Raw genomic sequence first — 24636 nt, 5'->3', positions numbered from 1 at the left:
GGGAAACTATGTCCAGATTCTTCTTTAACGATCGCAAACAGCTGGTCAACGATGCCATTGAAGGCATACTCCTTACTGCGCCACACGCGAATCTCGTCAAGCTCGATATCGATCCGGCTATCCGCGTAGTGGCACGCGGCGACTGGGATAAAAGCCGCGTGGCGGTGATCTCCGGCGGTGGCTCCGGGCACGAACCTGCACACGCCGGATTTGTCGGTAAAGGCATGTTGACGGCGGCAGTCTGTGGCGATCTGTTCGCCTCCCCGAGCGTGGATGCGGTACTGAATGCCATTGTGGCGGTGACGGGCGATCGCGGCTGTCTGCTGATCGTCAAAAACTACACCGGCGATCGCCTGAACTTTGGTCTGGCGGCAGAAAAGGCCAAACGCTACGGCCTGAAGGTCGAGATGGTGATTGTGGCGGACGATATCGCGCTGCCCGACAACAAGCAGCCGCGCGGCATTGCCGGTACGGCGCTGGTGCATAAGATTGCGGGCTATGCCGCGGAGCACGGAAAATCCCTGAGCGAGGTGCGGGATATTGCGCAGCAGGCCTGCGATAACCTCTGGAGCCTGGGCGTTGCGATGCAAACCTGTAACCTGCCGGGCAGCGACGATGAAGAGGGGCGCATCAAGCAGGGCCATGTCGAACTGGGGCTGGGGATCCACGGGGAGCCGGGGGCCTCGGTAGTTGATACGCAAAACAGCAAAGCGATTATCGACACGCTGGTTACCCCGCTCAAAGCGCAGGCGGGCGAGGGGCGTTTCGCGGTGCTGATTAACAACCTCGGCGGCGTCTCGGCGCTGGAAATGGCGTTGCTGACCAAAGAGTTGGCTCACTCGGCGCTGAAAGAGAACATTGCTTATCTTATTGGCCCGGCACCGCTGGTGAGCGCCCTGGACATGAAGGGCTTTTCTCTGACGCTGCTGAAGCTCAACGACCTGTTCGAGAAAGCGCTGCATGAAGAGGTGGAAACGCTGGGCTGGCAAAAACCCGTGGCGTTTGCCCCCCTGCGTACCGTTCCGCAAAGCGCTATTCACGATCGCGTGGAATATACCCCATCTGAAAACCCGCAGGTGAAGGAGTCTGTTTCACGGGTGACGAAGACGCTCATACAGCTGGAAAACCGCCTGAACGCGCTGGATGCCAAAGTGGGCGACGGCGATACCGGCTCCACCTTTGCGCAAGGGGCGCGGGATATTGCGCAGCGCCTGGAGGAGAACGCGCTTCCGCTTAATGATGTGCCTAAGCTTCTGCTGCTGGTGGGCGAGCGGCTGGCCACGGTGATGGGCGGATCGAGCGGGGTGCTGATGTCGATCTTCTTTACCGCGGCGGGGCAAAAGCTTCACGATGGTCAGTCGCTACCCGAGGCATTGCTCAGCGGGCTGGCGCAAATGAAGCAGTACGGTGGGGCAGATCTCGGCGATCGTACCCTGATCGACGCGCTGCAGCCGGCGCTGGAGGCATTGCAGAAAAAGGATCTTCAGTCAGCGGCGCAGGCGGCACAGAAGGGGGCAGAGGCAACGGCGAAAATGCAGAAAGCCGGTGCGGGGCGCTCATCGTATGTGAATAAAGAGAATCTGGACGGGGTAATGGACCCGGGGGCGGTCGCGGTAGCGGAAGTGTTTAACATATTGGCGCAGTAACTTAAGTAGGCCGGGTAAGGCGAAGCCGCCACCCGGCACATTCAGATCAGAAATCCGCTTTCAACACCACGCGGTAGCGGGCTTTGCCGTCACGCACGTGCTGGATCGCTTCGTTGATTTTCGACATGGGATACAGTTCGGTGGTGGGGGCCACTTTAGTGCGTCCGGCAAACTTCATCAGCTTGCGCAGCTCGTACGGTGTACCGGTCGCGGAGCCTGACACGCTGCGATCCCCGCCGATCAGGGTAAAGGCCGGAACCGGCAGCGGCTTCATCACAGCACCTACGGTGTGGAAGTTACCGCCGTAGGCCAGTGCTTCAAAGTACGGCTGCCAGTCGAGATCGACGTTCACGGTGTTGATGATCAGGTCAAACTGACCTGCCAGCGCGTTCAGCGCGTCCGGATCGCGGCTGTTTACCACTTTATCCGCGCCCATCGCCAGCACCTCTTTCTCTTTTGCCGGGTTCGAGCTGAACGCCGTGACTTCACAGCCCATCGCATGCAGCAGCTTGATGGCGATATGGCCCAGACCGCCGATTCCAATCACGCCCACGCGGCTGGTGGCGGTGATATGGTGCATCAGCAGGGGCTTAAAGACGGTGATGCCGCCACACAGCAGCGGACCGGCGGATTCGATATCAATGCTGTCCGGCAGCGGGATGACCCATTGCCAGTCGGCGCGCAGTTTGTCGGCGAAGCCGCCTTTATTCAGGATGGTGGGTACCGCGCCCTCAAGGCAGTTGATCTGGTTGCCGCTGATACAGGCATCGCAGTGACCACAGCTGCGTGCTGTCCAGCCAATGCCTACGCGCTGGCCCACTTTCAGCCCTTTGTCCTGCGCGGCGCTACCGAGCGCCACGACGCGGCCAATGACTTCGTGCCCGGCAACCAGCGGATAGCTGGAAAAGCCCCATTCGTTGTCGATCATCGAGAGATCCGAGTGGCAGACCCCGCAGTAATCAACCTGTACTTCGACGTCTTCTGCTTTTAGTTCGCCCGCATCGTACTCGTACAGCTCAAGTTCTGCACCCGCCTGCGGTGCGGCGTAGCTTTTTATCTTCGACATCGTGTTTCCCCCGTTGTGGTGTGAACTGAGAGTGTAGAGCATTCAGTTTACAGCCGCTTAACAGAAGAGGGCAGGAACGAAAATTACAGACTTTTCAGCATCCTGACTTCGCAGTCAACATGGCCGGTACAGCCCAGCGGCGCATCGATATGCTCAAAGCCGAGGTGTTCATACAGGCCGATGGCCTCTTTGAGGAAGGCGGTGGTTTCGAGGTAACAGCGTTTGAACCCATGAGCGCGGGCATGTTCCAGGGCGACCAGCGCCAGCTTTTTCGCCAGACCCTGTCCGCGAACCGACGGCAGGAAATACATTTTCTGCAGCTCGCAGATATCTGGCTCGCTGCAGCTCAGTGGCGCAACGCCACCGCCGCCCACAACCTGTCCGTCCTGCTCAATCACCCAGTAGGCGTGGCCCGGCTGGCTGTACAGCTTAAACAGTTCATCAAGATTCGGGTCTGCAACGGTATAACCTTTATCCGCTGTCAGCCCATACTCTGCAGAAACGGTGCGGATAACGGCGGCGATAGCCGGATTGTCCTGCTCAGTGATCCGACGCATCGTCGCCGCGACGGGGGTAATCACGCTCATAGCATTACTCATTACAAAAGTTGACACACAGTTGCTGTTAATAGCACCGCAGAAAAGGGAGTGCAAGCGAGGAGTTTTCAGGAAGGGTACCCCTTACGCCCTGAAGCGTAAGGGGTAAAGCATTACAGGGCTGCAATAACCGCCTGCTGCTCGATCAGCTTGGTCTTCGCATCGGCGAAGGCAACCAGACGCTCACGCTCTTTGGCGATGACCGCTTCCGGCGCGCGGGCGACAAAGCCTTCGTTCGCCAGCTTGCTTTCGATTTTGCCAATTTCCACGTCGACTTTCGCCACTTCTTTCGCCAGACGCGCCAGCTCGGCGTCTTTGTCGATCAGACCTGCCATCGGGATCAGCAGCTCGGCGCCGTCGATGATTTTGGTCACGGAAACCGGACCTTTGTCATCCGCAGGCAGCACGGTGATGCTTTCCAGACGCGCCATGGTTTTCAGGAAGGTGTTGTTCTCGGTGACGCGACGAACGGCAGCCTCGCTGCAGCCGCGCAGCAGCAGCTCAAGCGGTTTGCCCGGGGCAATGTTCATTTCAGCACGGATGTTACGTACCGCAACGATCGCCTGTTTCAGCCACTCGGTATCCGCAGACGCCGCTTCATCAACTTTAGCCACATCGAATGCCGGGAACGGCTGCAGCATGATGGTATCGGCGTTGATGCCCGCAATGACCTTCACGCGCTGCCAGATGGTTTCGGTGATGAATGGAATGACCGGATGCGCCAGGCGCAGCAGACCTTCCAGAACGGTAATCAGCGTGTTGCGCGTGCCGCGCAGCTCCGCTTCAGTGCCGCCGTTCATTACCGGCTTCGCCAGCTCCAGATACCAGTCGCAGAACTGGTTCCAGGTGAATTCGTACAGGATGCCCGCCGCGATATCGAAGCGGTAGCTGTCCAGCGCCTCGCGGAACGCTTTCACCGTCTGGTTGAATTCCGCCAGGATCCAACGGTCCGCCAGAGACAGGGTCATTTCGCCGCCGTTGAAGCCGCAGTCCTGATCTTCGGTGTTCATCAGCACGAAGCGGCTGGCGTTCCACAGCTTGTTACAGAAGTTACGGTAACCTTCCAGACGCTTCATGTCCCAGTTGATGTCGCGGCCGGTCGAGGCCAGCGCCGCCAGGGTGAAGCGCAGGGAGTCTGTACCGTGAGCCTCAATTCCGTTCGGGAACTGCTTCTCGGTGCGCTTGCGGATTTTCTCCGCCAGCTGCGGCTGCATCATATTGCCGGTGCGTTTTTCCAGCAGCTCTTCCAGAGAAATACCGTCAACCATATCCAGTGGGTCAATGACGTTACCCTTGGATTTGGACATCTTCTGGCCTTCGTCGTCGCGGATCAGACCGGTCATGTAGACGGTATGGAACGGAACCTGCGGCTTGCCGTCTTCGTCTTTGATGAAGTGCATGGTCATCATGATCATGCGGGCAATCCAGAAGAAGATAATGTCGAAGCCGGAGACCATTACGCTGGTTGGGTGGAACTGACGCAGCGCGTCGGTGTTCTCAGGCCAGCCAAGGGTGGAGAAGGTCCACAGTGCGGAGGAAAACCAGGTGTCCAGCACGTCTTCGTCCTGACGCAGGGCAACGTCCGCGCTCAGGTTGTTTTCCTGACGCACTTCGTCTTCGCTACGGCCAACATAAACGTTGCCTTCGTTGTCGTACCATGCCGGGATACGGTGACCCCACCACAGCTGACGGGAGATACACCAGTCCTGAATGTCGCGCATCCAGGAGAAGTACATGTTTTCGTACTGCTTCGGCACGAACTGGATGCTGCCGTTCTCAACCGCTTCAACAGCCGGTTTCGCCAGCACGTCGGCACGCACGTACCACTGGTCGGTCAGCATTGGCTCGATAACCACGCCGCCACGGTCGCCGTACGGCACGGTCAGATCGTGAGGTTTGATCTCTTCCAGCAGGCCCAGTGCGTCAACGGCAGCCACAATCGCTTTACGCGCGGCAAAGCGCTCCAGCTTCTGGAACTCAGCCGGGATCTCGCTGGAGTAGACGTCGGATTCGTTGCCTTTGGTGTCATATACTTCTGCGCTTTCGCGGATATCGCCGTCAAAGGTCAGAATGTTGATCATCGGCAGGGCGTGACGACGACCGACTTCATAGTCGTTAAAGTCGTGCGCAGGGGTGATTTTTACGCAGCCGGTGCCTTTTTCCATGTCGGCGTGTTCGTCGCCCACAATTGGAATACGGCGGTTTACCAGCGGCAGCACCACGAATTTGCCGATCAGGTCTTTATAACGCGGATCTTCCGGGTTAACGGCCACGCCGGTATCGCCCAGCAGGGTTTCCGGACGAGTGGTGGCAACCACCAGGTAATCTTTACCGTCGGCGGTTTTTGCGCCGTCGGCCAGCGGGTAGCGGATGTGCCACATGGAGCCTTTGGACTCGCGGTTTTCCACTTCCAGGTCAGAGATGGCGGTGCGCAGTTTCGGATCCCAGTTGACCAGGCGTTTGCCGCGGTAAATCAGGTCTTCTTTATACAGACGGACGAAAACTTCTTTCACGGCGTTGGACAGGCCTTCGTCCATGGTGAAGCGCTCGCGCTCCCAGTCCACGGAGTTGCCGAGACGGCGCATCTGACGGGTAATGGTGCCGCCTGATTCTGCCTTCCACTGCCAGATTTTGTCGATGAACGCATCGCGACCGTAGTCGTGACGGGTTTTACCTTCTTCAGCGGCAATTTTACGCTCAACCACCATCTGGGTCGCGATACCCGCGTGGTCAGTTCCCGCCTGCCACAGGGTATTTTTACCCTGCATGCGCTGGTAGCGGATCATGGTGTCCATGATGGTCTGCTGGAAAGCATGCCCCATATGCAAACTGCCGGTGACGTTCGGCGGCGGGATCATGATGCAGAAGGACTCTTTGCTTTCGTCGCCGTTAGGCTTGAAATAGCCCTGCTGTTCCCAGTGCTCGTAAAGCGGCTGTTCGATATCGCGTGGGTTATATGTCTTTTCCATTATTTCCAGGTTGCCGTATTCAGGTTAAAACCAGCCAGGCGGTACGCTTTATAGCGTTCGCGCGCCAGTTGTTTCAAGGATTCTTCGTAAGGGACAAAGTCTACCACTTCTGTGAAAGCAGTGGCAAAATCTGCAAAGTCTGTCCGCAGGCTAATGAGAATATCGCGCGCGCTGCTGTTGCGCTTTTGCGGCCAGGCTATTTCGACCGGGGCCCCGCCTCGCGGACCTTCGCCCGACAGGTTGTGCGGCACAAAGCTCTCCGGCGGGCGCGCCCACAGCGCTTCATCCAGGCGAATCGCCTGCTGTTCATCTTCACAGGCAATCAGAACGCGTTTACCTGCGCGCCAACGTTCTGCGGCAATTTCACACACCAGCTGTTCAACGGCGCTGAGGCCATCCTGATGGGTGTCGTTGTCCAGAAGGTAGAACGTTGCATTCTTCATATATGGGGCTTCTTGTGCTCACTTTAAATGCTTAAGCCGGGTGGCGGCTTCGCCTTACCCGGCCTACGGTTTACTGCCGTTTTGGCTTACTCGTCGCCGTTAAAACCCGCACGGTTCAGCAGGAACTGCGACAGCAGCGCCACCGGACGACCGGTTGCGCCTTTGGCTTTACCGGAGCGCCATGCGGTGCCGGCGATGTCCAGGTGCGCCCAGTTGTACTTGCGGGTGAAGCGCGCCAGGAAGCAGCCCGCGGTGATAGCCCCGCCAGGACGACCGCCAATGTTCGCCATATCCGCAAAGTTAGACTCCAGCTGTTCCTGATACTCGTCACCCAGCGGCAGGCGCCATGCGCGGTCGCCAGCCTGCTCAGACGCGCCGATAAGCTCGTGCGCCAGCGGGTTGTGGTTCGACATCAGGCCGGTGATGTGGTGGCCCAGGGCAATCACGCAGGCACCGGTCAGGGTTGCCACGTCAATCACCGCTTCAGGCTCGAAGCGCTCAACGTAGGTCAGTACGTCGCACAGCACCAGACGGCCTTCGGCGTCGGTGTTCAGCACCTCAACGGTCTGCCCGGACATGGTGGTCAGGACGTCACCCGGACGGTACGCGCGACCGCCAGGCATGTTTTCGCAGCCTGCCAGCACGCCAGTGACGTTAATCGGCAGCTGAAGTTCCGCGACCATGCGCATCACGCCGTAAACTGCCGCCGCGCCGCACATGTCGTACTTCATCTCGTCCATGCCTTCGGCAGGCTTGATGGAGATACCGCCGGAGTCGAAGGTCAGGCCTTTACCAACCAGAACGATAGGGCGCGCATCTTCGGACGGGTTACCTTTGTATTCGATGACCGACATCAGGGATTCGTTCTGCGAGCCGTTACCTACCGCCAGATACGAGTGCATGCCCAGCTCTTTCATCTGCTGTTCGCCGATAACGCGGGTGATGACGTTTTTGCTGTAGGAATCAGCCAGCTGGCGCGCCTGAGAGGCGAGGTAGGCGGCGTTACAGATATTTGGCGGCATGTTGCCGAGATCTTTTGCCGCTTTAATGCCGGCGGCAATCGCCAGGCCATGCTGGATGGCGCGCTCTCCGCTGGTCAGTTCGCGACGGGTTGGTACGTTAAAGACCATTTTGCGCAGCGGACGACGCGGCTCGCTTTTGTTGGTCTTAAGCTGATCGAAGCTGTACAGGCTCTCTTTTGCGGTTTCGACTGCCTGACGTACTTTCCAGTAGGTGTTACGGCCTTTGACGTGCAGCTCGGTCAGGAAGCAGACGGCTTCCATTGAACCGGTATCATTCAGCGTATTAATGGTTTTCTGAATGACCTGTTTATACTGGCGCTCATCCAGCTCGCGCTCTTTGCCGCAGCCAATCAGCAGAATACGCTCTGACAGGACGTTCGGAACATGGTGCAGTAACAGCGTCTGCCCAGGTTTGCCTTCCAGTTCGCCACGGCGCAGCAGGGCGCTGATATAGCCGTCACTGATTTTATCGAGTTGCTCGGCGATCGGGGAGAGTCGGCGCGGTTCAAAGACGCCCACAACGATGCAGGCACTCCGCTGTTTCTCCGGGCTACCGCTTTTTACACTGAACTCCATGCACTACGCTCCTGAATCTTAAAGACAACGGCGGCTGCTACAGATAGAATTGAAACCTTTCGTAACTCATGTCCGCTGTTGTGGTGACTTCGTGTTAATCTTACGTTACTACGGTTTCGACACGTCAGAAAAAGTCCTGAAGCGTGAATCCGCTGGATGTTTTAATCTTAGCGATGATTTCGACGACTCAAGAGAATAAATGACGTTTAAGCCATGAAACAAGCGAAATTCCTGCAAAGAGACGGGTTTTTACGGGCGTATTTAAAGTGATAATCATAAGATATCTGGTGCGGGAGACGCTCAAAAGCCAACTGGCGATCCTCTTCATCCTGCTGCTGATTTTTTTCTGTCAGAAGCTGGTTAAGATCCTCGGTGCGGCCGTTGACGGCGAAATTCCAACGAATCTGGTGCTTTCCCTGCTTGGTCTGGGGATCCCGGAAATGGCGCAGCTTATTCTGCCGCTGAGCCTATTCCTCGGCCTGCTCATGACGCTCGGTAAGCTGTATACCGAGAGTGAAATCACGGTGATGCATGCCTGCGGCCTGAGTAAAGCCGTACTGGTGAAAGCGGCGATGATACTGGCGCTGTTCACGGGCATTGTTGCGGCGGTGAATGTAATGTGGGCGGGTCCTATGTCTTCCCGTCATCAGGACGAAGTGCTGGCCGAGGCGAAAGCAAACCCCGGTATGGCGGCGCTCGCGCAGGGTCAGTTCCAGCAGGCAACTGACGGAAACTCCGTGCTGTTTATTGAGAGCGTTGACGGCAGTAAATTCAACGATGTATTCCTGGCGCAGCTGCGTCCCAAAGGTAACGCGCGTCCGTCAGTGGTGGTTGCCGACTCGGGCCAGCTCGCTCAGCGCAAAGACGGTTCTCAGATAGTCACGCTGAACAAAGGCACCCGTTTCGAAGGCACCGCGATGCTGCGCGACTTCCGTATTACGGATTTCCAGAACTATCAGGCTATTATCGGCCATCAGGCGGTAGCGCTCGATCCAACGGATACCGAGCAAATGGATATGCGTACGCTGTGGAACACCGATACCGACAGAGCGCGTGCTGAATTCCACTGGCGTATTACGCTCGTATTCACCGTGTTTATGATGGCATTGATTGTCGTTCCGCTGAGCGTGGTGAACCCGCGCCAGGGCCGAGTACTCTCTATGCTGCCAGCGATGCTGCTTTACCTGATCTATTTCCTGCTGCAAACCTCGATTCGCTCTAACGGCGCGAAGGGTAAGTTGGATCCGATGGTCTGGACGTGGTTCGTTAACAGCCTGTACATCTTACTGGCGCTGGGATTAAACCTGTGGGATACGGTGCCTGTGCGCCGCATACGTGCCCGATTCTCGCGTAAAGGAGCCATCTAATGCAGGCGTTTGGCGTTCTTGATCGCTATATCGGTAAAACCATTTTTACCACCATCATGATGACGTTGTTCATGCTGGTGTCGCTTTCCGGCATTATCAAATTTGTCGATCAGCTGAAAAAAGCCGGGCAGGGTAGCTATGACGCGATGGGGGCGGGGATGTACACCCTGCTCAGCGTGCCAAAAGATGTGCAGATCTTCTTCCCGATGGCGGCCCTGCTGGGCGCGCTGCTGGGGCTGGGAATGCTGGCGCAGCGCAGTGAGTTGGTCGTTATGCAGGCCTCGGGCTTTACCCGCATGCAGGTTGCGCTGTCGGTAATGAAAACCGCAATCCCGCTGGTGCTGTTGACCATGGCGATTGGCGAGTGGGTGGCACCGCAGGGTGAGCAGATGGCGCGTAACTATCGTGCTCAGGCAATGTACGGCGGTTCACTGCTCTCGACTCAGCAAGGTTTATGGGCGAAAGACGGTAAAAACTTCGTCTACATCGAACGGGTAAAGGGTAATGATGAACTGGGCGGGGTGAGCATCTATGCTTTCAATGACCAGCGCCGTCTGGAGTCTGTCCGACACGCCTCTTCGGCCAAGTTTGACGCTGAACATAAACAGTGGCGTTTGTCGCAGGTTGATGAATCTGACCTGACCGATCCAAAGCAGATCACCGGTTCGCAGACGGTATCCGGCACATGGAAGACTAACCTCACGCCGGATAAGCTCGGGGTTGTGGCGCTGGATCCTGACGCGCTCTCTATCAGCGGCTTGCACAACTATGTGAAGTACCTGAAGTCGAGCGGGCAGGATGCCGGGCGCTATCAGCTCAACATGTGGAGCAAAATCTTCCAGCCGATGTCCGTGGCGGTGATGATGCTGATGGCGCTGTCGTTTATCTTTGGCCCGCTGCGTAGCGTGCCGATGGGCGTGCGCGTCGTGACCGGTATCAGCTTCGGCTTTGTGTTCTACGTTCTTGATCAGATCTTCGGTCCGCTGACGCTGGTTTATGGCATCCCACCGATTATTGGTGCGCTGCTGCCGAGCGCCAGTTTCCTCCTGATCAGCCTCTGGCTGCTGCTGAAACGCTCCTGATTGACCTCTCCTCGCCTCCGCTGAACCGGAGGCGAGGCTAATCTCCTGTTTCACCCCGCACTTTTTCTCACAACCCTCAACGTCCCGCCTCGAATTTGAGTATTATTGAGCGATAAAGTCGTGAAGGGATCCTCTATGAAGCAAATTCGAATGCTTGCCCAGTACTACGTCGACCTGATGATGAAGCTTGGGCTGGTGCGTTTCTCCATGCTGCTGGCGCTGGCGCTGGTCGTTCTGGCCATTGTCGTGCAAATGGCCGTCACCATGGTTCTGCATGGCCAGGTCGAGAGTATCGACGTCATCCGCTCTATCTTCTTTGGCTTGCTCATTACCCCCTGGGCGGTCTATTTCCTTTCCGTGGTGGTCGAACAGCTGGAGGAGTCCCGTCAGCGCTTATCAAAACTGGTCGATAAGCTTGAGGAGATGCGCGAGCGTGACCTGAAGCTCAACGTTCAGCTTAAAGACAACATCGCGCAGCTGAATCAGGAAATTTCAGATCGTGAGAAGGCGGAGGCCGAACGTCAGGCCACGCTGGAACAGCTGAAAATCGAAATGAAAGAGCGCGAGGTGACGCAGATCCAGCTTGAGCAGCAATCCTCCTTCCTGCGTTCGTTCCTGGACGCGTCGCCGGACCTGGTGTTCTACCGTAACGAAGATAAAGAGTTTTCCGGCTGTAACCGGGCGATGGAGCTCCTGACCGGGAAAAGCGAGAAGCAGCTGATTCACCTGAAGCCGCAGGACGTTTACTCCGAAGAGGCGGCCGCCAAGGTCATGGAGACGGACGAAAAAGTGTTCCGCCATAACGTCTCACTGACCTACGAACAGTGGCTGGATTACCCGGACGGGCGCAAAGCCTGTTTTGAGATCCGCAAGGTACCGTACTATGACCGCGTCGGGAAGCGCCACGGCCTGATGGGCTTCGGCCGTGATATTACCGAGCGTAAGCGCTATCAGGACGCGCTGGAGCGCGCCAGCCGAGACAAGACCACCTTTATCTCCACCATCAGCCACGAGCTGCGTACGCCGCTCAACGGCATTGTGGGGCTGAGCCGCATTCTGCTCGACACCGACCTGACCGCAGAGCAGGAAAAATACCTCAAGACTATCCATGTCTCGGCGGTCACGCTGGGTAATATCTTCAACGATATTATTGATATGGATAAAATGGAGCGCCGTAAGGTTCAGCTTGATAACCAGCCGGTTGATTTCACCAGCTTCCTTGCTGATCTGGAAAACTTGTCTGGTCTGCAGGCGCAGCAGAAGGGGCTGAATTTTGTCATGGAGCCCACCCTGCCGCTGCCGCATAAGGTCGTTACCGACGGCACGCGGCTGCGTCAGATCCTGTGGAACCTCATCAGCAACGCGGTGAAATTTACTCAGAAGGGACAGGTGGCGGTGCGTATCCGCTATGACGAAGGTGACATGCTGCACTTCGAGGTGGAGGACTCCGGGATTGGCATTCCGCAGGAGGAGCAGGACAAAATTTTCGCGATGTACTACCAGGTGAAGGACAGCAACGGCGGAAAACCAGCCACCGGCACCGGGATTGGCCTGGCGGTGTCTAAACGGCTGGCGAAGAGCATGGGCGGTGACATCACCGTTGCCAGCCAGGCAGGCAAAGGGTCAACCTTCACGCTGACGGTGCATGCGCCGGCGGTGGCGGAAGAGGTAGAGGATACCTTTGAAAACGACGATATGCCGCTACCTGCGCTGCACGTCCTGCTGGTGGAGGATATTGAGCTTAACGTGATTGTAGCGCGCTCGGTGCTGGAAAAACTGGGCAACAGCGTGGATGTCGCGATGACCGGTAAGGCCGCGCTGGAGATGTTTACACCGGGCGAATATGACCTCGTTCTGCTGGATATCCAGTTGCCGGATATGACCGGGCTGGATATCTCGCGTGAGCTGACGCGTCAGTACGCGGCTGACGAACTGCCGCCGCTGGTGGCGCTGACGGCGAACGTACTGAAAGATAAAAAAGAGTATCTCGACGCCGGTATGGACGATGTACTCAGCAAGCCTCTGGCGGTGCCTGCTCTGACCGCCATGATCAAGAAGTTCTGGGATACCCACGATGAAGAGGAGAGCACCATGACGCCTGTTGATAGCGCTAAAGCCCAAACGATACTCGATACCGCGATGCTGGAGCAGTACATCGATCTGGTGGGCCCGAAACTAATTACCGACGGTCTGGCGGTGTTTGAAAAAATGATGCCGGGCTATCTGAGCGTGCTGGAGTCAAACCTGACTGCGCGTGACCAGAAGGGCATTGTCGAAGAAGGGCATAAAATCAAAGGCGCGGCCGGCTCGGTCGGATTACGCCACCTGCAGCAGCTGGGCCAACAGATTCAGTCGCCTGATTTACCTGCATGGGAAGATAACGTGGGTGATTGGGTTGAAGAGATGAAACAAGAGTGGCAGAACGACGTTGCGGTGCTTAAAGCCTGGGTGGACGCCAGAAAAAAATGACCCCGGCTAGACCGGGGTGCGCGAATACTGCGCCAACACCAGGGAAATCGTGGCTGCGCCTGTTTTTTAAAGTTATTTTCGAATGGGCGCCGCCGGAAAAATTTAGGCCGCACGCAGATAAGATAGCAAATCTTAAATGGTTTGTTACATGAATCAGTGAAATGTGTGAAGCATAGCGTTTTAATCAAAATTATTAATGCGCTTCAGCGAGTTGCAAAGAAGGATCGTCAAGATGAAAAAAATTGGTGTCGTCCTCAGCGGATGCGGTGTTTTTGATGGTTCAGAAATACATGAAGCCGTAATCACGCTGCTGGCCCTGGCTAAACAGGGAGCCGAGGTTATTTGTTTCGCGCCAGATAAAAATCAGGCAGATGTGATTAACCATCTGACCGGTGAGCCGATGGCTGAAACGCGCAACGTGCTGATTGAAGCCGCGCGTATTGCCCGGGGAGAGATTCATCCGCTGGCGCAGGCAGAGGCCGCTGAGCTGGATGCACTCATTGTTCCGGGCGGCTTCGGCGCCGCGAAAAACCTCAGCACCTTTGCCGCCGAAGGCGCCGCGTGCAGGGTGGACCCTGATTTAAAAGCGCTGACGCTGGCGATGCATGAGGCGGGCAAGCCGCTGGGCTTTATCTGTATCGCACCGGCCATGCTGCCAAACATTTTCGATTTCCCGCTACGGCTGACGATCGGAACAGATATTGATACCGCAGAGATCGTCGAGGAAATGGGAGGCGAACACGTTCCGTGCCCGGTCGATGACATTGTGGTGGATGAAGACAACAAGGTTGTCACCACGCCCGCGTATATGCTGGCGCAGAATATTGCGGAAGCCGCCGTGGGCATTGAAAAGCTGGTAGCCCGGGTGCTGGTGCTGACAGAATGAGGCGTCAGTTTTCCGCAGGCGCATGGGTGAAACGCCTTCTTTTACGCACCTTTCTCGTGCTGGCGGTGTTCTGGGGAGGCGGGCTGGCCGTGTTCAGCATTTTGCCGGTACCGTTTTCAGCGGTCATGGTTGAACGCCAGCTTAGCGCGTGGTTCTCCGGTGATTTCGGCTATGTTGCCCATTCTGACTGGGTGAGCACGGAGGACATCTCTCCGTTCATGGGGCTGGCGGTTATCGCGGCGGAAGATCAGAAATTCCCGGAGCACTGGGGGTTCGATGTGGCCGCGATTGAAAAGGCGCTGGCTCACAATGAACGTCATGAAAACCGCGTGCGCGGTGCATCAACGCTGTCGCAGCAGACGGCAAAAAACCTGTTCCTGTGGGATGGCCGAAGCTGGGTGCGAAAAGGGCTGGAAGCGGGGCTCACCCTGGGAATGGAAACGGTCTGGAGCAAAAAGCGCATTCTGACCGTTTATCTAAATATCGCCGAGTTTGGCGAGGGGGTATTTGGTGTCGAAGCTGCATCACAACGCTATTTTAATAAACCAGCCAGCAGGCTGAGCGTGTCGGAGGCGGCGCTGCTCGCGGCTGTTCTGCCTAATCCTATCCGCTTTAAGGCCAGCGCCCCGTCAGGGTACGTGCGAAGCCGTCAGGCATGGATCATGCGCCAGATGAATCAGCTGGGCGGAGAGGGGTTTATGCAGCGTAATAATCTTATGTAGGGCGGGTAAGCGCAACGCCACCCGCCGAGGGGGGAACGTTAGTCTTCGTCGAACCCGGCGTTAAACAGCGCAATTACCGCCGCCAGGGCTTCCTCTTCCTGAGGCCCGGTGGCTTCTACCTCAATCTGACGCCCTTTGGCGGAGTCCAGCATCAGCAGCGCAATCACGCTGTTGGCTTCCGCTTCGGTGCCTTCGTCATTACGCAGCAGCACTTCTGCATCGAAACCCTGCATCAGCTCAAACAGCTTCATCGCCGGGCGCGCATGCATGCCCAGCTTATTGGTGATCTCAACGGTTTGTTTTACGGTCATGTTTTACGTTTTTCCAGCGTGCGATGACGGGACTGAACGTTCTTACCGCGCGAGCGGAAATAGTCGGCCAGCTGTTCGGCGATGTAGACCGAACGATGTTTACCGCCGGTACAGCCAATCGCCACTGTCAGGTAGCTACGATTGTTTGTCTCCAGCATAGGTAACCATAGCTCAAGGTAGCTTCGCGTCTGGTAGATAAAATTGTGAACTTCTGTGTGCCGGTCGAGGAACGCCGCGACGGGTTTATCCAGGCCGGTCATTGGACGCAGTTTGGGATCCCAGTGCGGGTTCGGCAGGAAGCGCACGTCGAAAACATAGTCCGCATCAATCGGAATACCGTGCTTAAAGCCGAAGGATTCGAACACCATCGTCAGTTCGCGCTCGCGTTTGCCCAGCAGGCGGGTACGCAGCATTTCCGCCAGCTCGTGAACGGACATCTCTGAGGTGTCGACTATCAGATCGGCACGAGAGCGCAGCGGCTCCAGCAGATCGCTCTCTTCATCGATTGCGCTCTCCAGCGAGAGATTCTTGCTGGATAGCGGGTGCAAACGACGGGTATCACTGTAGCGGCGGATCAGGGTATTGCGGTCGGCATCAAGGAACAGCAGTTGAGGCGAGAACGCGTCAGGCAGGTTACTCATTGCCTGTTCGAAGATCTCCGGGGATTCGGGCATGTTACGCACGTCGATACTGACGGCGGCGGAGGTTTGTCTCTCCGCTAGCGTGCGTGCCAGATCGGGCAATAACACGACCGGCAGGTTATCGACGCAGTAAAAACCCATGTCTTCCAGCGCACGCAGGGCAACGGATTTTCCCGACCCTGAACGACCGCTGACAATCATCAGCACCATGTTCCGTTTCTCCTCAGGACAACAGATGTGAAGGCCATCACCTGGTTATGCGTCATCCTGATTGCCTTCTGCTTCAGTGATAATTTGATAAAGCTCTTCATCACTTTGGGCCGAGCGCAGTCGACGGCAGATGGTTTTATCCGCCAGACGTTTAGCAACCAGCGAAAGCGTATGCAGATGGGTCTTGGTCTGGTCGGCAGGCACCAGCAGCGCGAAGAGGAGATCGACGGGCTGGTTATCAATGGCGTCAAAAGCGATTGGCGTTTCCAGCTGCACAAACACACCGACGGCACGCAGGGTATCCTCTTCCAGCTTGCCGTGCGGGATCGCGATGCCGTTGCCGATACCGGTACTGCCCATCTTTTCACGGGTCAGAATCGCTTCGAACACCACCTGCGGCGGCAGGCCCAGCTGTTTTGCAGCCAATTCACTGATGATCTCCAGCGCACGTTTTTTGCTCTGGCAGTGAACGGCACTGCGGGTACATTCCTGGTTAAGGACATTGCTCAGTTGAAGAGCGGAATCGTTGTTTATCATAATTTCACCTAAGCGCTAACTGTACAAATGGCCTGTTGTGTTTCACAACAGGCCGTCCTGCACCCGTTAACTGCCCGGACAATTAGTGTTGTTTCAGTTTATCTTTATGTTTATTGAGCTGTCGCGCAAGCTTGTCAATCAAGCCGTCGATAGCCGCGTACATGTCCTGCCCTTCCGCACTGGCATGGAGCTCACCCCCGTTTACATGCAGGGTCGCATCCGAGATATGAGTCACTTTCTCCACTTTTAACACAACGTAGACCTGGTTGATCCTTTCGAAATACTGTTCAAGTTTCGCGAACTTAGCGTTCACGAAGTCACGTAAGGCCTCAGTAATCTCGACGTTGTGTCCTGTGATATTGAGCTGCATAGTGTCTTCCTTATCGGTTGTGTCAGACCAGCTGTTTACGCTGGTTAGACGGCGGAATGGATAAAGACTCTCGATACTTCGCAACAGTACGACGTGCCACCATAATACCCTGATCGGACAGCATGGTGGTCAACTTACTGTCACTTAGTGGCTTCGCGGGGTTCTCCGCGGCGATCAACTTCTTCACCAGTGCGCGAATCGCCGTTGACGACGCTTCGCCGCCGCCCTCGGTGTTCACATGGCTGGAGAAGAAATACTTAAGCTCAAAAATACCGCGCGGACTGTGCAGATACTTCTGCGTGGTGACGCGGGAAATGGTGGATTCATGCATCTCGACGGCCTGGGCGATATCCGCCAGTACCATCGGTTTCATATACTCTTCGCCCTGCTCAAAGAATGCCTGCTGCTGTTCGACGATGCAGCGGCTCACGCGCAGCAGGGTATCATTCCGGCTCTCCAGGCTCTTGATCAACCATCGCGCTTCCTGAAGATTGCTGCGAATATATTGATTGTCGGAGTCGTTGCGCGCGCTGGTGCACATAGAGGCGTACTGCTGGTTGATTTGCAGGCGAGGGATGCTGTCAGAGTTCAGTTCAACGACCCAGCGGTCATTGTGTTTTCTGACCAGCACGTCCGGGATAACGTACTCGGGTTCGCTGGTCTGGATCGACTGACCGGGACGCGGATCGAGAGACTGGATCAGATTTACCGCCTCTTTCAGCACCTCTTCCTTCAGGCGCGTCACGCGCATCAGGGTGCGGAAATCGTGGTTAGCCAGAAGATCCAGATGATCGCTGATGATTAAGCGCGCTTCGTCGAGCCACGGCGTCTCTTTGCTGAACTGAGAAAGCTGGATCAGCAGGCAGTCGCGCAGGTCTTTCGCGGCCACCCCGACCGGATCGAAGCGCTGAATGCGTTTCAGTACCGCTTCAATCTCCTCAATCTCAATCTCTTCATCGCCCATGCTTTCCAGAATGTCGTCCAGCGTGACGGTCAAATAACCGGTGTCATCAACGGCGTCGACAATCGACGTGGCAATGGCACGGTCGGTATCGGAGAAGGGGGTAAGCTCTACCTGCCACATGAGGTAATCCTGCAGCGACTGGGTGGTTTCGCCCTGGTAGACCGGTAGCTCGTCGTCCTGGTAGTCTGCACGCGTGCCGGAAGGGGTCCCGGCGGTATAGATTTCATCCCAGCTGGCATCCAGCGGAAGCTCGTCCGGCATCTCTTTTTGTTCGAGGGCATCCGCGGTGTCGAGCGCTTCTGTATCCTGTGACTGCTGGGTATCTACCTCGTCATGAAGATCGGCTTGCTCCAGCAGGGGATTGCTGTCCAGCGCCTGCTGGAGCTCCTGCTGAAGTTCTAACGTGGACAGCTGCAACAGGCGAATTGCCTGCTGTAGCTGCGGCGTCATCGCCAGCTGTTGGCTGAGCCTTAATTGCAAACCTTGCTTCATGTTCAGAGCATTTTTCTCCGGTTCGGCGTTACGTTACCTCTACCCTATCAGAGTCTGAAGTCTTCCCCAAGATAGACACGCTTAACATGATCGTCTTCGAGGATCTGCTGCGGCGTACCGTGGGCGATCAGATTGCCCTGGCTCACGATATACGCGCGTTCACATACCGCCAGCGTTTCACGAACGTTGTGGTCGGTGATCAGCACGCCAAGCCCGCTGTCACGCAGATGCTCGATAATGCGTTTAATGTCGATAACGGAGATTGGGTCAACGCCCGCAAACGGTTCATCCAGAAGGATAAACTTCGGATTGGCGGCCAGCGCGCGCGCAATCTCAACACGACGGCGTTCCCCCCCGGACAATGCCTGGCCCAGGCTGTCGCGCAGGTGCTCGATGTGAAACTCTTCCATCAGCTCGTTGGCGCGATCCTGACGCTGTTCGTTGGTCAGGTCGTCGCGAATTTGCAGGACCGCCATCAGGTTATCAAAGACGCTCAGACGACGGAAAATAGAGGCTTCCTGCGGCAGATAGCCGATGCCACGGCGCGCGCGCGCGTGCAGCGGCAGCAGGCTGATGTCTTCATCGTCAATAATAATGTTGCCGGCATCGCGCGGCACAATACCAACCACCATGTAGAAGGTGGTGGTTTTACCCGCACCGTTCGGGCCAAGCAGGCCCACAATTTCGCCGGAGTTGACGGTCAGACTGACATCTTCTACGACACGGCGGCCTTTGTAAGCCTTCGCGAGATTTTTTGCAGTTAATGTTGCCATAGCGAATTAGTTACTCTTCTTCTGTGCCGGGGCCTGGCCCTTGCCTTTGTCCTGCAGCTGCGACGGAACCAGCACGGTGGTTACGCGTTTGCCTTTCTCGCTGGAGGCCTGCATTTTTTGCTCTTTCACCAGATAGGTAATCTGGTCACCGGTAATATTGCTGTCCAGCTGTTCCAGATAGGCGTTTCCGGTCAGGATGACCAGATCCTTCGCCAGCTCATAGTGCATATGCGAGGCGTGGCCCTTCACCGGCTTGCCGTTGTCCTGCATCTGGTAGAAGGTGGCCGGGTTGCCGTAGCCATCAATAATCTCTTTGCCCTGCTCGCCGCCCGGACGGGTAACGACCACCTTATCGGCATTAATTTTGATGGTGCCCTGCGTCATGACGACGTTACCCGTGAAGGTAACGACGTTACCCTGCATATCGAGAGACTGGGTGTCGGACTCGATATGGATCGGCTGGTCGGTATCGCCCGTTACAGCAAGCGCGGGGAGACTGGCCGCCAGCATCGCGCTGGCGATAATTACTTTAAGGCTGAGTTTGTTTGTTTTGAATTTCATAGGAGGTTCTAACCTTTTCAATCAGCTCGGCGTTCTTGCTGCGTAAGTTCCCGCGCATTCTTAAACCGCTGGAATTAAATGTTGTGCCATACAGTGTGACCAGATCCTGCGACGTCACGTCCTGGGTTACCAGGTTGATCTGGGCATTATCCGTCGTAATTTTTCTCAGTTGCGAGTCAGCGGTCAGGGCGTTGACTTCAACGTGGCCATACAGATAAAGCATACGATCATTTGTCAGTTTGGCCCGATCTGACTTAATTGACCACGTCGGCACTTTGTCTTTATCGAATGTGGTCATGACAGGTTGGGTAAACCACGAAACGCCGTCATCGGAAAAGTATTCAACATGCTGGGCAATCAGGCGATAGTTCAGCGCACCTTCCGGGCTATAGACCACGGTGTCGCTGTGATCGCTTTTATAGGTTGGATCGTTATTGTTGACCACTTCTGTTTGCGTGTCGTCGCGATCGGCAAGGTTCACGCCAATCAATACCAGTGCGACAAGCGAAAGCAGAATGATAACCCAACGTCTGGTTTTACTCATATCGATTGCCCTTTGGCTTCATCAAGCTTGCCCTGCGCCAGCAGAAGCAGATCGCAGACTTCACGGACGGCACCCCGGCCACCGTTGATGCAGGTAACGTAGTCAGCGCGCGGGATCAGTAACGGGTGAGCATCAGCAACCGCGATGCTGAGACCGACTTTAGCCATCACCGGCCAGTCAATCAGATCGTCCCCGACGTAGGCCACGTTCTCCGGTGCGATAGCCAGTTTACCCAGTAAATCGTTGAACGCTGCCATCTTATCGGATTGACCCTGGTAAAGATGGGTAATCCCTAAGGTTTCACAGCGGTCTTCTACCAGTTTAGCTTTTCGTCCGGTGATGATAGCAACCTCGATACCCGAAGTGAGCGCACAGCGGATACCGTAGCCGTCGCGAACGTTAAACGCTTTCAGCTCTTCACCATTATTGCCCATGTAAATCAGGCCATCGGAAAGTACGCCATCCACATCCAGAATGAGCAGACGAATGTTTTCCGCCTTTGTCATCATCTGGGTACTGACCGGACCATAACAGGTTGCAAGGGATGCACCCGCATTACTCATTGTCTTATCCTTTATTACACTACGCCAGCGCGCAGCAGATCATGCATATGTACCACACCCAGCAACTGGTCGCCATCGGCAACCATAACGGAGGTGATATGGCGGGACTGCATCAGGTTCAGCACATCCACGGCCAGCGTTCCCGGACGCACGCGGATGCCACCGGGCGTCATCACGTCGGCAATGCCAAGCGTGCGGACATCTACACCCATGTCGAACACGCGACGCAGGTCGCCATCGGTGAAGATCCCCTGAATTTTCATCAGATCGTCGCACACGACCGTCATACCCAGATTCTTGCGGGTGATTTCCAACAGCGCATCACGCAGGGAGGCTTCTTTACTGACGTGAGGGATCTCATCCCCGGTGTGCATAATATCGTTTACCCGCAGCAGCAGCTTGCGCCCCAGCGCGCCGCCCGGGTGGGAAAGCGCGAAATCTTCCGGCGTAAAACCGCGGGCTTCGAGCAGCGCGACGGCAAGGGCATCGCCCATGACCAGCGCGGCAGTTGTGCTGGACGTCGGCGCCAGACCCAGCGGACAGGCCTCTTTCGGTACTTTAACGCACAGGTGAATATCGGCCGCACGCGCCATGCTACTTTCCGGACGGCTGGTCATGCAAATCAGGGGCACCTGCAGTCGCTTCAGTACGGGGATCAGCGCCAGAATTTCATTGGACTCCCCGGAGTTGGACAGCGCAATAACGACATCCTGCGGCGTGACCATCCCCAGATCGCCGTGCGCGGCTTCCCCAGGGTGTACAAAGAAAGACGAGGTTCCGGTGCTGGCAAATGTTGCTGCCATTTTGCGTCCAATGTGGCCGGACTTACCCATCCCCATCACCACGACTTTGCCGGCACAGTAGAACATCTTCTCACATGCCAGACTAAAATCCTGATTAATGTACTGATCTAACTGCGCCAGACCTTCACGTTCAATCTCCAGAACCTCTTTGCCTGCTTTCTGAAAGTCAAAACCCGGCTGCAATTCTATTTGCGACATAATGCGTTTCCGTTTACCCAGAGAGAAGAGGCGAGAGCCAGTACAGCATCGCCATCCATACGATAAATCCACCCGTCAGCAGCGCGCCTGCGCCTTTGCCGATCTGTCGTTGCCGCCGCCAGCAAAGCAGGGCAAATATCACGCTGACCAATAACATCACGCCGTAGTCGCGCGAGAACGCCAGGGGATTAAAGGGCCCTGGCGTAATCAGGGCCGGCAGGCCCATCACAATGGCGATATTGAAAATGTTGGAACCGATGATATTACCAATGGCGATGTCATCTTCCCCTTTACGCGCCCCCGCAATGGCGGTGGCCAGCTCAGGCAGGCTGGTGCCGATAGCAATAACCGTCAGGCCGATCGTCAGCTCACTCATGGCGAAATAGTTCGCCAGCACCGTCGCGTTATCCACGACCATGCGCGTTGCCATTGGCATGATGATCAGCGCGACGCCAAGCCAGAGCAGGGCGACCGGCAGCGTGCCTTCGCGCGGAAGTTCGGCAACCTGCTCACGCGTCAGGCTGTCCTGACCCTGCTTTTCCGCCTGGCGGGCAATTTTAACACTATACAGCAGCCAGATGACGGCCAGCGCCAGCAGGAAAATGCCGTCGCTGTAGCTCAGTACACCGTCATAAAATACGCACCCTGCCAGCAGGCTTACGACTAACATTAGCGGCAATTCACGGCGCAGAACATCAGAATGCACGCGAAATGGATGGAGAAGTGCCGCAAGGCCTAAAATCAGTAATATATTGACAATGTTAGAGCCAATCGCGGTGCCAATTGCCAGGTCTAACTGACCATGCAGCGACGCCGAGACGGAGACGATGATTTCAGGAAGTGATGTGCCAACGCTGACCACGGTCATCCCGATGACAACAGGCGGTACGCCCGTCAGGCGACACAGGATAGATGCAGCAAAGACTAAACGGTCAGCACTGTAGACCACTAACAGTAAACCAATAATTAACAGTGCTGTTGCTAAAAGCATCAAAAGTCCTTTCTTCAGGTATACTTGTCGGTCCATCGCGCGGGAATGGCTGGACTGCATACGGTCTGAGGCGTAACGAATTCCTAATTTTGACTTTATGCGCCGGAAAAGTAAAACAAATGCCAGCTTTCGCTAACCTCAACGGCTAATATTCTGTAAAAATGCTGGGTTAAGGGCTGATTCAGGCTGTACGCCTTAACGTGAGCAGGGTAAGAAAGGAACTATAAATGAGCCAAACGATGGCGAATTTAGTCGATGTCCGCGGTGTGAGTTTTTCTCGTGGCAATCGTCTGATATTCGATGATATTTCGTTGACCGTACCGCGTGGCAAAATCACCGCCATCATGGGGCCGTCCGGGATCGGTAAAACGACCCTCCTGCGCCTTATAGGTGGTCAGATCCCACCGGATAGCGGTGAAATCCTCTTCGATGGCGAAAACGTCCCGGAGATGTCGCGCTCGCGCCTGTATACTGTCCGCAAACGTATGAGTATGCTCTTTCAGTCGGGGGCGTTGTTCACCGACATGAACGTCTTTGATAACGTGGCCTATCCGCTGCGCGAGCATACCAGCCTGCCGCCTGAACTGCTGAAAAGCACGGTGATGATGAAGCTTGAAGCTGTGGGGTTGCGTGGGGCCGCGAAGCTGATGCCTTCGGAACTGTCCGGCGGGATGGCGCGCCGCGCCGCGCTGGCGCGAGCCATTGCATTAGAGCCCGATTTAATCATGTTCGACGAACCGTTTGTCGGACAGGATCCCATCACGATGGGCGTGCTGGTAAAGCTCATCTCTGAACTGAACAGCGCGCTCGGCGTCACCTGTATCGTGGTGTCTCACGATGTACCGGAAGTATTGAGCATTGCCGATTACGCCTATATCGTGGCGGACAAAAAGATCGTCGCACACGGTAGCGCTCAGGCGCTGCAGGAAAATTGCGATCCGCGCGTGCGGCAGTTCCTCGACGGTATTGCCGATGGGCCTGTGCCGTTCCGCTACCCGGCGGGCGACTATCGTGACGATTTACTGGGAATAGGGAGTTAAGCCACTCATGCTGTTAAATGCGTTGGCCGCTCTCGGACACCGTGGCATAAAAACCATCAGGACGTTCGGGCGTGCCGGATTGATGTTATTCAACGCGCTGGTCGGCAAGCCGGAGTTTAGCAAGCACGCCCCTCTGCTGGTGCGTCAGCTTTATAATGTCGGCGTGCTGTCGATGCTCATCATTATTGTTTCCGGTCTGTTTATTGGCATGGTGCTGGGGCTGCAGGGCTACCTCGTCCTGACAACCTACAGTGCGGAAACCAGCCTCGGGATGCTGGTGGCGCTCTCGCTTCTGCGCGAGCTGGGGCCGGTTGTGGCTGCGCTGCTGTTCGCCGGGCGCGCAGGGTCAGCATTAACGGCTGAGATTGGCCTGATGCGTGCCACCGAGCAGCTCTCCAGCATGGAGATGATGGCGGTCGATCCGCTGCGTCGCGTGATCTCGCCGCGTTTCTGGGCGGGGGTGATCTCGCTGCCGCTACTGACTATTCTGTTTGTCGCCGTAGGTATCTGGGGCGGCTCGCTGGTTGGGGTCCACTGGAAAGGCATTGATGCCGGTTTCTTCTGGTCCGCAATGCAGGACGCCATCGATCTGCGCATGGATCTGGTTAACTGTCTGATTAAAAGCGTGGTATTTGCCATTACGGTCACCTGGATTGCATTGTTCAATGGTTACGATGCCATCCCGACGTCGGCGGGCATTAGCCGTGCAACTACACGTACAGTCGTACATTCGTCGCTGGCCGTACTGGGTCTGGATTTTGTGCTCACCGCACTGATGTTTGGGAATTGAGTTC

The 24636-nt window shown here is 56.2% G+C and carries 24 protein-coding genes; 8 read left to right on the top strand and 16 right to left on the bottom strand.

The genetic code is table 11. The features are described 5' to 3' along the window. Positions 1–8 precede the first annotated feature (8 nt). On the top strand, positions 9–1646 hold the full coding sequence (locus V1603_RS00415) for a dihydroxyacetone kinase subunit DhaK (protein ID WP_395313376.1): 1638 nt from the start codon (positions 9–11) through the stop codon (positions 1644–1646). A gap of 46 nt (positions 1647–1692) precedes the next feature. Here V1603_RS00415 and V1603_RS00410 read toward each other — a convergent pair whose 3' ends face one another. The 5 genes from V1603_RS00410 to pepA form a co-directional block, all read right to left on the bottom strand. Continuing rightward, positions 1693–2712: an NAD(P)-dependent alcohol dehydrogenase gene (locus V1603_RS00410; protein WP_192983854.1), complete on the bottom strand. Its 1020-nt coding sequence runs from the start codon at positions 2710–2712 to the stop codon at positions 1693–1695. An 83-nt stretch (positions 2713–2795) separates the two neighbouring features. Further along, positions 2796–3299 carry a GNAT family N-acetyltransferase gene (locus tag V1603_RS00405; RefSeq protein WP_116343523.1) on the bottom strand — a complete coding sequence of 168 codons (504 nt, stop codon included), beginning with the start codon at positions 3297–3299 and terminating at the stop codon, positions 2796–2798. 122 nt (positions 3300–3421) lie between these two features. Further along, positions 3422–6277, bottom strand: a complete 2856-nt coding sequence (locus tag V1603_RS00400; RefSeq protein ID WP_395313375.1) for a valine--tRNA ligase — start codon at positions 6275–6277, stop codon at positions 3422–3424. Continuing rightward, positions 6277–6720 (bottom strand): DNA polymerase III subunit chi, encoded by a 444-nt coding sequence (gene holC / locus V1603_RS00395; RefSeq protein WP_003861884.1) that lies wholly within the window; start codon positions 6718–6720, stop codon positions 6277–6279. The genes V1603_RS00400 and holC overlap by 1 nt, the downstream gene beginning before the upstream one ends. An 86-nt stretch (positions 6721–6806) precedes the next feature. Continuing rightward, on the bottom strand, positions 6807–8318 hold the full coding sequence (gene pepA, locus V1603_RS00390; RefSeq protein ID WP_116343520.1) for a leucyl aminopeptidase: 1512 nt from the start codon (positions 8316–8318) through the stop codon (positions 6807–6809). 266 nt (positions 8319–8584) lie between these two features. On the opposite strand from pepA, the gene lptF reads away from it, so the two are divergent. The 5 genes from lptF to mtgA all read left to right on the top strand — a co-directional run bounded on the left by lptF (position 8585) and on the right by mtgA (position 14844). Next, positions 8585–9685, top strand: coding sequence for an LPS export ABC transporter permease LptF (gene lptF / locus V1603_RS00385; RefSeq protein WP_024906345.1), 1101 nt, complete (start codon positions 8585–8587; stop codon positions 9683–9685). Next, positions 9685–10767: an LPS export ABC transporter permease LptG gene (lptG, locus tag V1603_RS00380; protein WP_116343519.1), complete on the top strand. Its 1083-nt coding sequence runs from the start codon at positions 9685–9687 to the stop codon at positions 10765–10767. Before lptF ends, lptG begins: the two co-directional genes overlap by 1 nt. Positions 10768–10902: 135 nt before the next feature. Continuing rightward, entirely contained in the window at positions 10903–13236 is a 2334-nt protein-coding gene (gene arcB, locus V1603_RS00375) for an aerobic respiration two-component sensor histidine kinase ArcB (protein WP_163329757.1), read from the top strand. A 232-nt stretch (positions 13237–13468) separates the two neighbouring features. Then, on the top strand, positions 13469–14122 hold the full coding sequence (gene elbB, locus V1603_RS00370; RefSeq protein ID WP_116343517.1) for an isoprenoid biosynthesis glyoxalase ElbB: 654 nt from the start codon (positions 13469–13471) through the stop codon (positions 14120–14122). Continuing rightward, positions 14119–14844, top strand: a complete 726-nt coding sequence (gene mtgA, locus V1603_RS00365) for a monofunctional biosynthetic peptidoglycan transglycosylase (protein WP_116343516.1) — start codon at positions 14119–14121, stop codon at positions 14842–14844. Before elbB ends, mtgA begins: the two co-directional genes overlap by 4 nt. A gap of 38 nt (positions 14845–14882) precedes the next feature. On the opposite strand, the gene npr is transcribed toward mtgA, so the two are convergent. The 11 genes from npr to V1603_RS00310 form a co-directional block, all read right to left on the bottom strand. Continuing rightward, positions 14883–15155 carry a PTS phosphocarrier protein NPr gene (gene npr, locus V1603_RS00360; RefSeq protein WP_003861872.1) on the bottom strand — a complete coding sequence of 91 codons (273 nt, stop codon included), beginning with the start codon at positions 15153–15155 and terminating at the stop codon, positions 14883–14885. Beyond that, a complete protein-coding gene (rapZ, locus tag V1603_RS00355; RefSeq protein ID WP_014885397.1) occupies positions 15152–16006 on the bottom strand; it encodes an RNase adapter RapZ in 855 nt (284 codons plus the stop codon). Before rapZ ends, npr begins: the two co-directional genes overlap by 4 nt. A 45-nt stretch (positions 16007–16051) precedes the next feature. Continuing rightward, positions 16052–16543 (bottom strand): PTS IIA-like nitrogen regulatory protein PtsN, encoded by a 492-nt coding sequence (gene ptsN / locus V1603_RS00350; RefSeq protein ID WP_116343515.1) that lies wholly within the window; start codon positions 16541–16543, stop codon positions 16052–16054. A gap of 82 nt (positions 16544–16625) precedes the next feature. Further along, entirely contained in the window at positions 16626–16913 is a 288-nt protein-coding gene (gene hpf / locus V1603_RS00345) for a ribosome hibernation promoting factor (RefSeq protein ID WP_014171818.1), read from the bottom strand. Between the two features lie 22 nt (positions 16914–16935). After that, positions 16936–18369 (bottom strand): RNA polymerase factor sigma-54, encoded by a 1434-nt coding sequence (gene rpoN, locus V1603_RS00340; protein ID WP_028014571.1) that lies wholly within the window; start codon positions 18367–18369, stop codon positions 16936–16938. A gap of 47 nt (positions 18370–18416) precedes the next feature. Beyond that, on the bottom strand, positions 18417–19142 hold the full coding sequence (gene lptB, locus V1603_RS00335; protein WP_028014570.1) for an LPS export ABC transporter ATP-binding protein: 726 nt from the start codon (positions 19140–19142) through the stop codon (positions 18417–18419). A gap of 6 nt (positions 19143–19148) precedes the next feature. Continuing rightward, positions 19149–19703: a lipopolysaccharide ABC transporter substrate-binding protein LptA gene (gene lptA, locus V1603_RS00330; RefSeq protein WP_028014569.1), complete on the bottom strand. Its 555-nt coding sequence runs from the start codon at positions 19701–19703 to the stop codon at positions 19149–19151. Then, positions 19672–20247 (bottom strand): LPS export ABC transporter periplasmic protein LptC, encoded by a 576-nt coding sequence (gene lptC / locus V1603_RS00325; protein ID WP_028014568.1) that lies wholly within the window; start codon positions 20245–20247, stop codon positions 19672–19674. Before lptC ends, lptA begins: the two co-directional genes overlap by 32 nt. After that, a complete protein-coding gene (kdsC, locus tag V1603_RS00320; protein ID WP_395313374.1) occupies positions 20244–20810 on the bottom strand; it encodes a 3-deoxy-manno-octulosonate-8-phosphatase KdsC in 567 nt (188 codons plus the stop codon). Before kdsC ends, lptC begins: the two co-directional genes overlap by 4 nt. A 14-nt stretch (positions 20811–20824) precedes the next feature. Then, positions 20825–21811: an arabinose-5-phosphate isomerase KdsD gene (kdsD, locus tag V1603_RS00315; RefSeq protein ID WP_163329752.1), complete on the bottom strand. Its 987-nt coding sequence runs from the start codon at positions 21809–21811 to the stop codon at positions 20825–20827. 13 nt (positions 21812–21824) lie between these two features. Next, positions 21825–22802, bottom strand: coding sequence for a calcium/sodium antiporter (locus V1603_RS00310; protein ID WP_028014566.1), 978 nt, complete (start codon positions 22800–22802; stop codon positions 21825–21827). Positions 22803–23029: 227 nt separating this feature from the next. Here V1603_RS00310 and mlaF point away from each other — a divergent pair, with 227 nt between their 5' ends. Further along, on the top strand, positions 23030–23842 hold the full coding sequence (gene mlaF / locus V1603_RS00305; protein ID WP_116343511.1) for a phospholipid ABC transporter ATP-binding protein MlaF: 813 nt from the start codon (positions 23030–23032) through the stop codon (positions 23840–23842). 7 nt (positions 23843–23849) lie between these two features. Further along, entirely contained in the window at positions 23850–24632 is a 783-nt protein-coding gene (gene mlaE / locus V1603_RS00300; RefSeq protein ID WP_028014564.1) for a lipid asymmetry maintenance ABC transporter permease subunit MlaE, read from the top strand. Positions 24633–24636: the final 4 nt, after the last annotated feature.

This window comes from Enterobacter sp. ECC-219, assembly GCF_043966805.1.
Classification (GTDB): Bacteria; Pseudomonadota; Gammaproteobacteria; order Enterobacterales; family Enterobacteriaceae; genus Enterobacter; species Enterobacter cloacae_N.
Note: the sequence above shows the minus strand (reverse complement) of the source record. Positions and strands in the feature narration are given on the sequence as shown.

Excerpts from the sequence above, each read along its gene's own strand:
- V1603_RS00415 (WP_395313376.1), top strand. The coding sequence starts at position 9 with ATGTCCAGATTCTTCTTTAACGATCGCAAACAGCTGGTCAACGATGCC.
- V1603_RS00410 (WP_192983854.1), bottom strand. The coding sequence starts at position 2,712 with ATGTCGAAGATAAAAAGCTACGCCGCACCGCAGGCGGGTGCAGAACTT.
- V1603_RS00405 (WP_116343523.1), bottom strand. The coding sequence starts at position 3,299 with ATGAGCGTGATTACCCCCGTCGCGGCGACGATGCGTCGGATCACTGAG.
- V1603_RS00400 (WP_395313375.1), bottom strand. The coding sequence starts at position 6,277 with ATGGAAAAGACATATAACCCACGCGATATCGAACAGCCGCTTTACGAG.
- holC (WP_003861884.1), bottom strand. The coding sequence starts at position 6,720 with ATGAAGAATGCAACGTTCTACCTTCTGGACAACGACACCCATCAGGAT.
- pepA (WP_116343520.1), bottom strand. The coding sequence starts at position 8,318 with ATGGAGTTCAGTGTAAAAAGCGGTAGCCCGGAGAAACAGCGGAGTGCC.
- lptG (WP_116343519.1), top strand. The coding sequence starts at position 9,685 with ATGCAGGCGTTTGGCGTTCTTGATCGCTATATCGGTAAAACCATTTTT.
- arcB (WP_163329757.1), top strand. The coding sequence starts at position 10,903 with ATGAAGCAAATTCGAATGCTTGCCCAGTACTACGTCGACCTGATGATG.
- elbB (WP_116343517.1), top strand. The coding sequence starts at position 13,469 with ATGAAAAAAATTGGTGTCGTCCTCAGCGGATGCGGTGTTTTTGATGGT.
- mtgA (WP_116343516.1), top strand. The coding sequence starts at position 14,119 with ATGAGGCGTCAGTTTTCCGCAGGCGCATGGGTGAAACGCCTTCTTTTA.
- npr (WP_003861872.1), bottom strand. The coding sequence starts at position 15,155 with ATGACCGTAAAACAAACCGTTGAGATCACCAATAAGCTGGGCATGCAT.
- rapZ (WP_014885397.1), bottom strand. The coding sequence starts at position 16,006 with ATGGTGCTGATGATTGTCAGCGGTCGTTCAGGGTCGGGAAAATCCGTT.
- ptsN (WP_116343515.1), bottom strand. The coding sequence starts at position 16,543 with ATGATAAACAACGATTCCGCTCTTCAACTGAGCAATGTCCTTAACCAG.
- hpf (WP_014171818.1), bottom strand. The coding sequence starts at position 16,913 with ATGCAGCTCAATATCACAGGACACAACGTCGAGATTACTGAGGCCTTA.
- rpoN (WP_028014571.1), bottom strand. The coding sequence starts at position 18,369 with ATGAAGCAAGGTTTGCAATTAAGGCTCAGCCAACAGCTGGCGATGACG.
- lptB (WP_028014570.1), bottom strand. The coding sequence starts at position 19,142 with ATGGCAACATTAACTGCAAAAAATCTCGCGAAGGCTTACAAAGGCCGC.
- lptA (WP_028014569.1), bottom strand. The coding sequence starts at position 19,703 with ATGAAATTCAAAACAAACAAACTCAGCCTTAAAGTAATTATCGCCAGC.
- lptC (WP_028014568.1), bottom strand. The coding sequence starts at position 20,247 with ATGAGTAAAACCAGACGTTGGGTTATCATTCTGCTTTCGCTTGTCGCA.
- kdsC (WP_395313374.1), bottom strand. The coding sequence starts at position 20,810 with ATGAGTAATGCGGGTGCATCCCTTGCAACCTGTTATGGTCCGGTCAGT.
- kdsD (WP_163329752.1), bottom strand. The coding sequence starts at position 21,811 with ATGTCGCAAATAGAATTGCAGCCGGGTTTTGACTTTCAGAAAGCAGGC.
- V1603_RS00310 (WP_028014566.1), bottom strand. The coding sequence starts at position 22,802 with ATGCTTTTAGCAACAGCACTGTTAATTATTGGTTTACTGTTAGTGGTC.
- mlaF (WP_116343511.1), top strand. The coding sequence starts at position 23,030 with ATGAGCCAAACGATGGCGAATTTAGTCGATGTCCGCGGTGTGAGTTTT.
- mlaE (WP_028014564.1), top strand. The coding sequence starts at position 23,850 with ATGCTGTTAAATGCGTTGGCCGCTCTCGGACACCGTGGCATAAAAACC.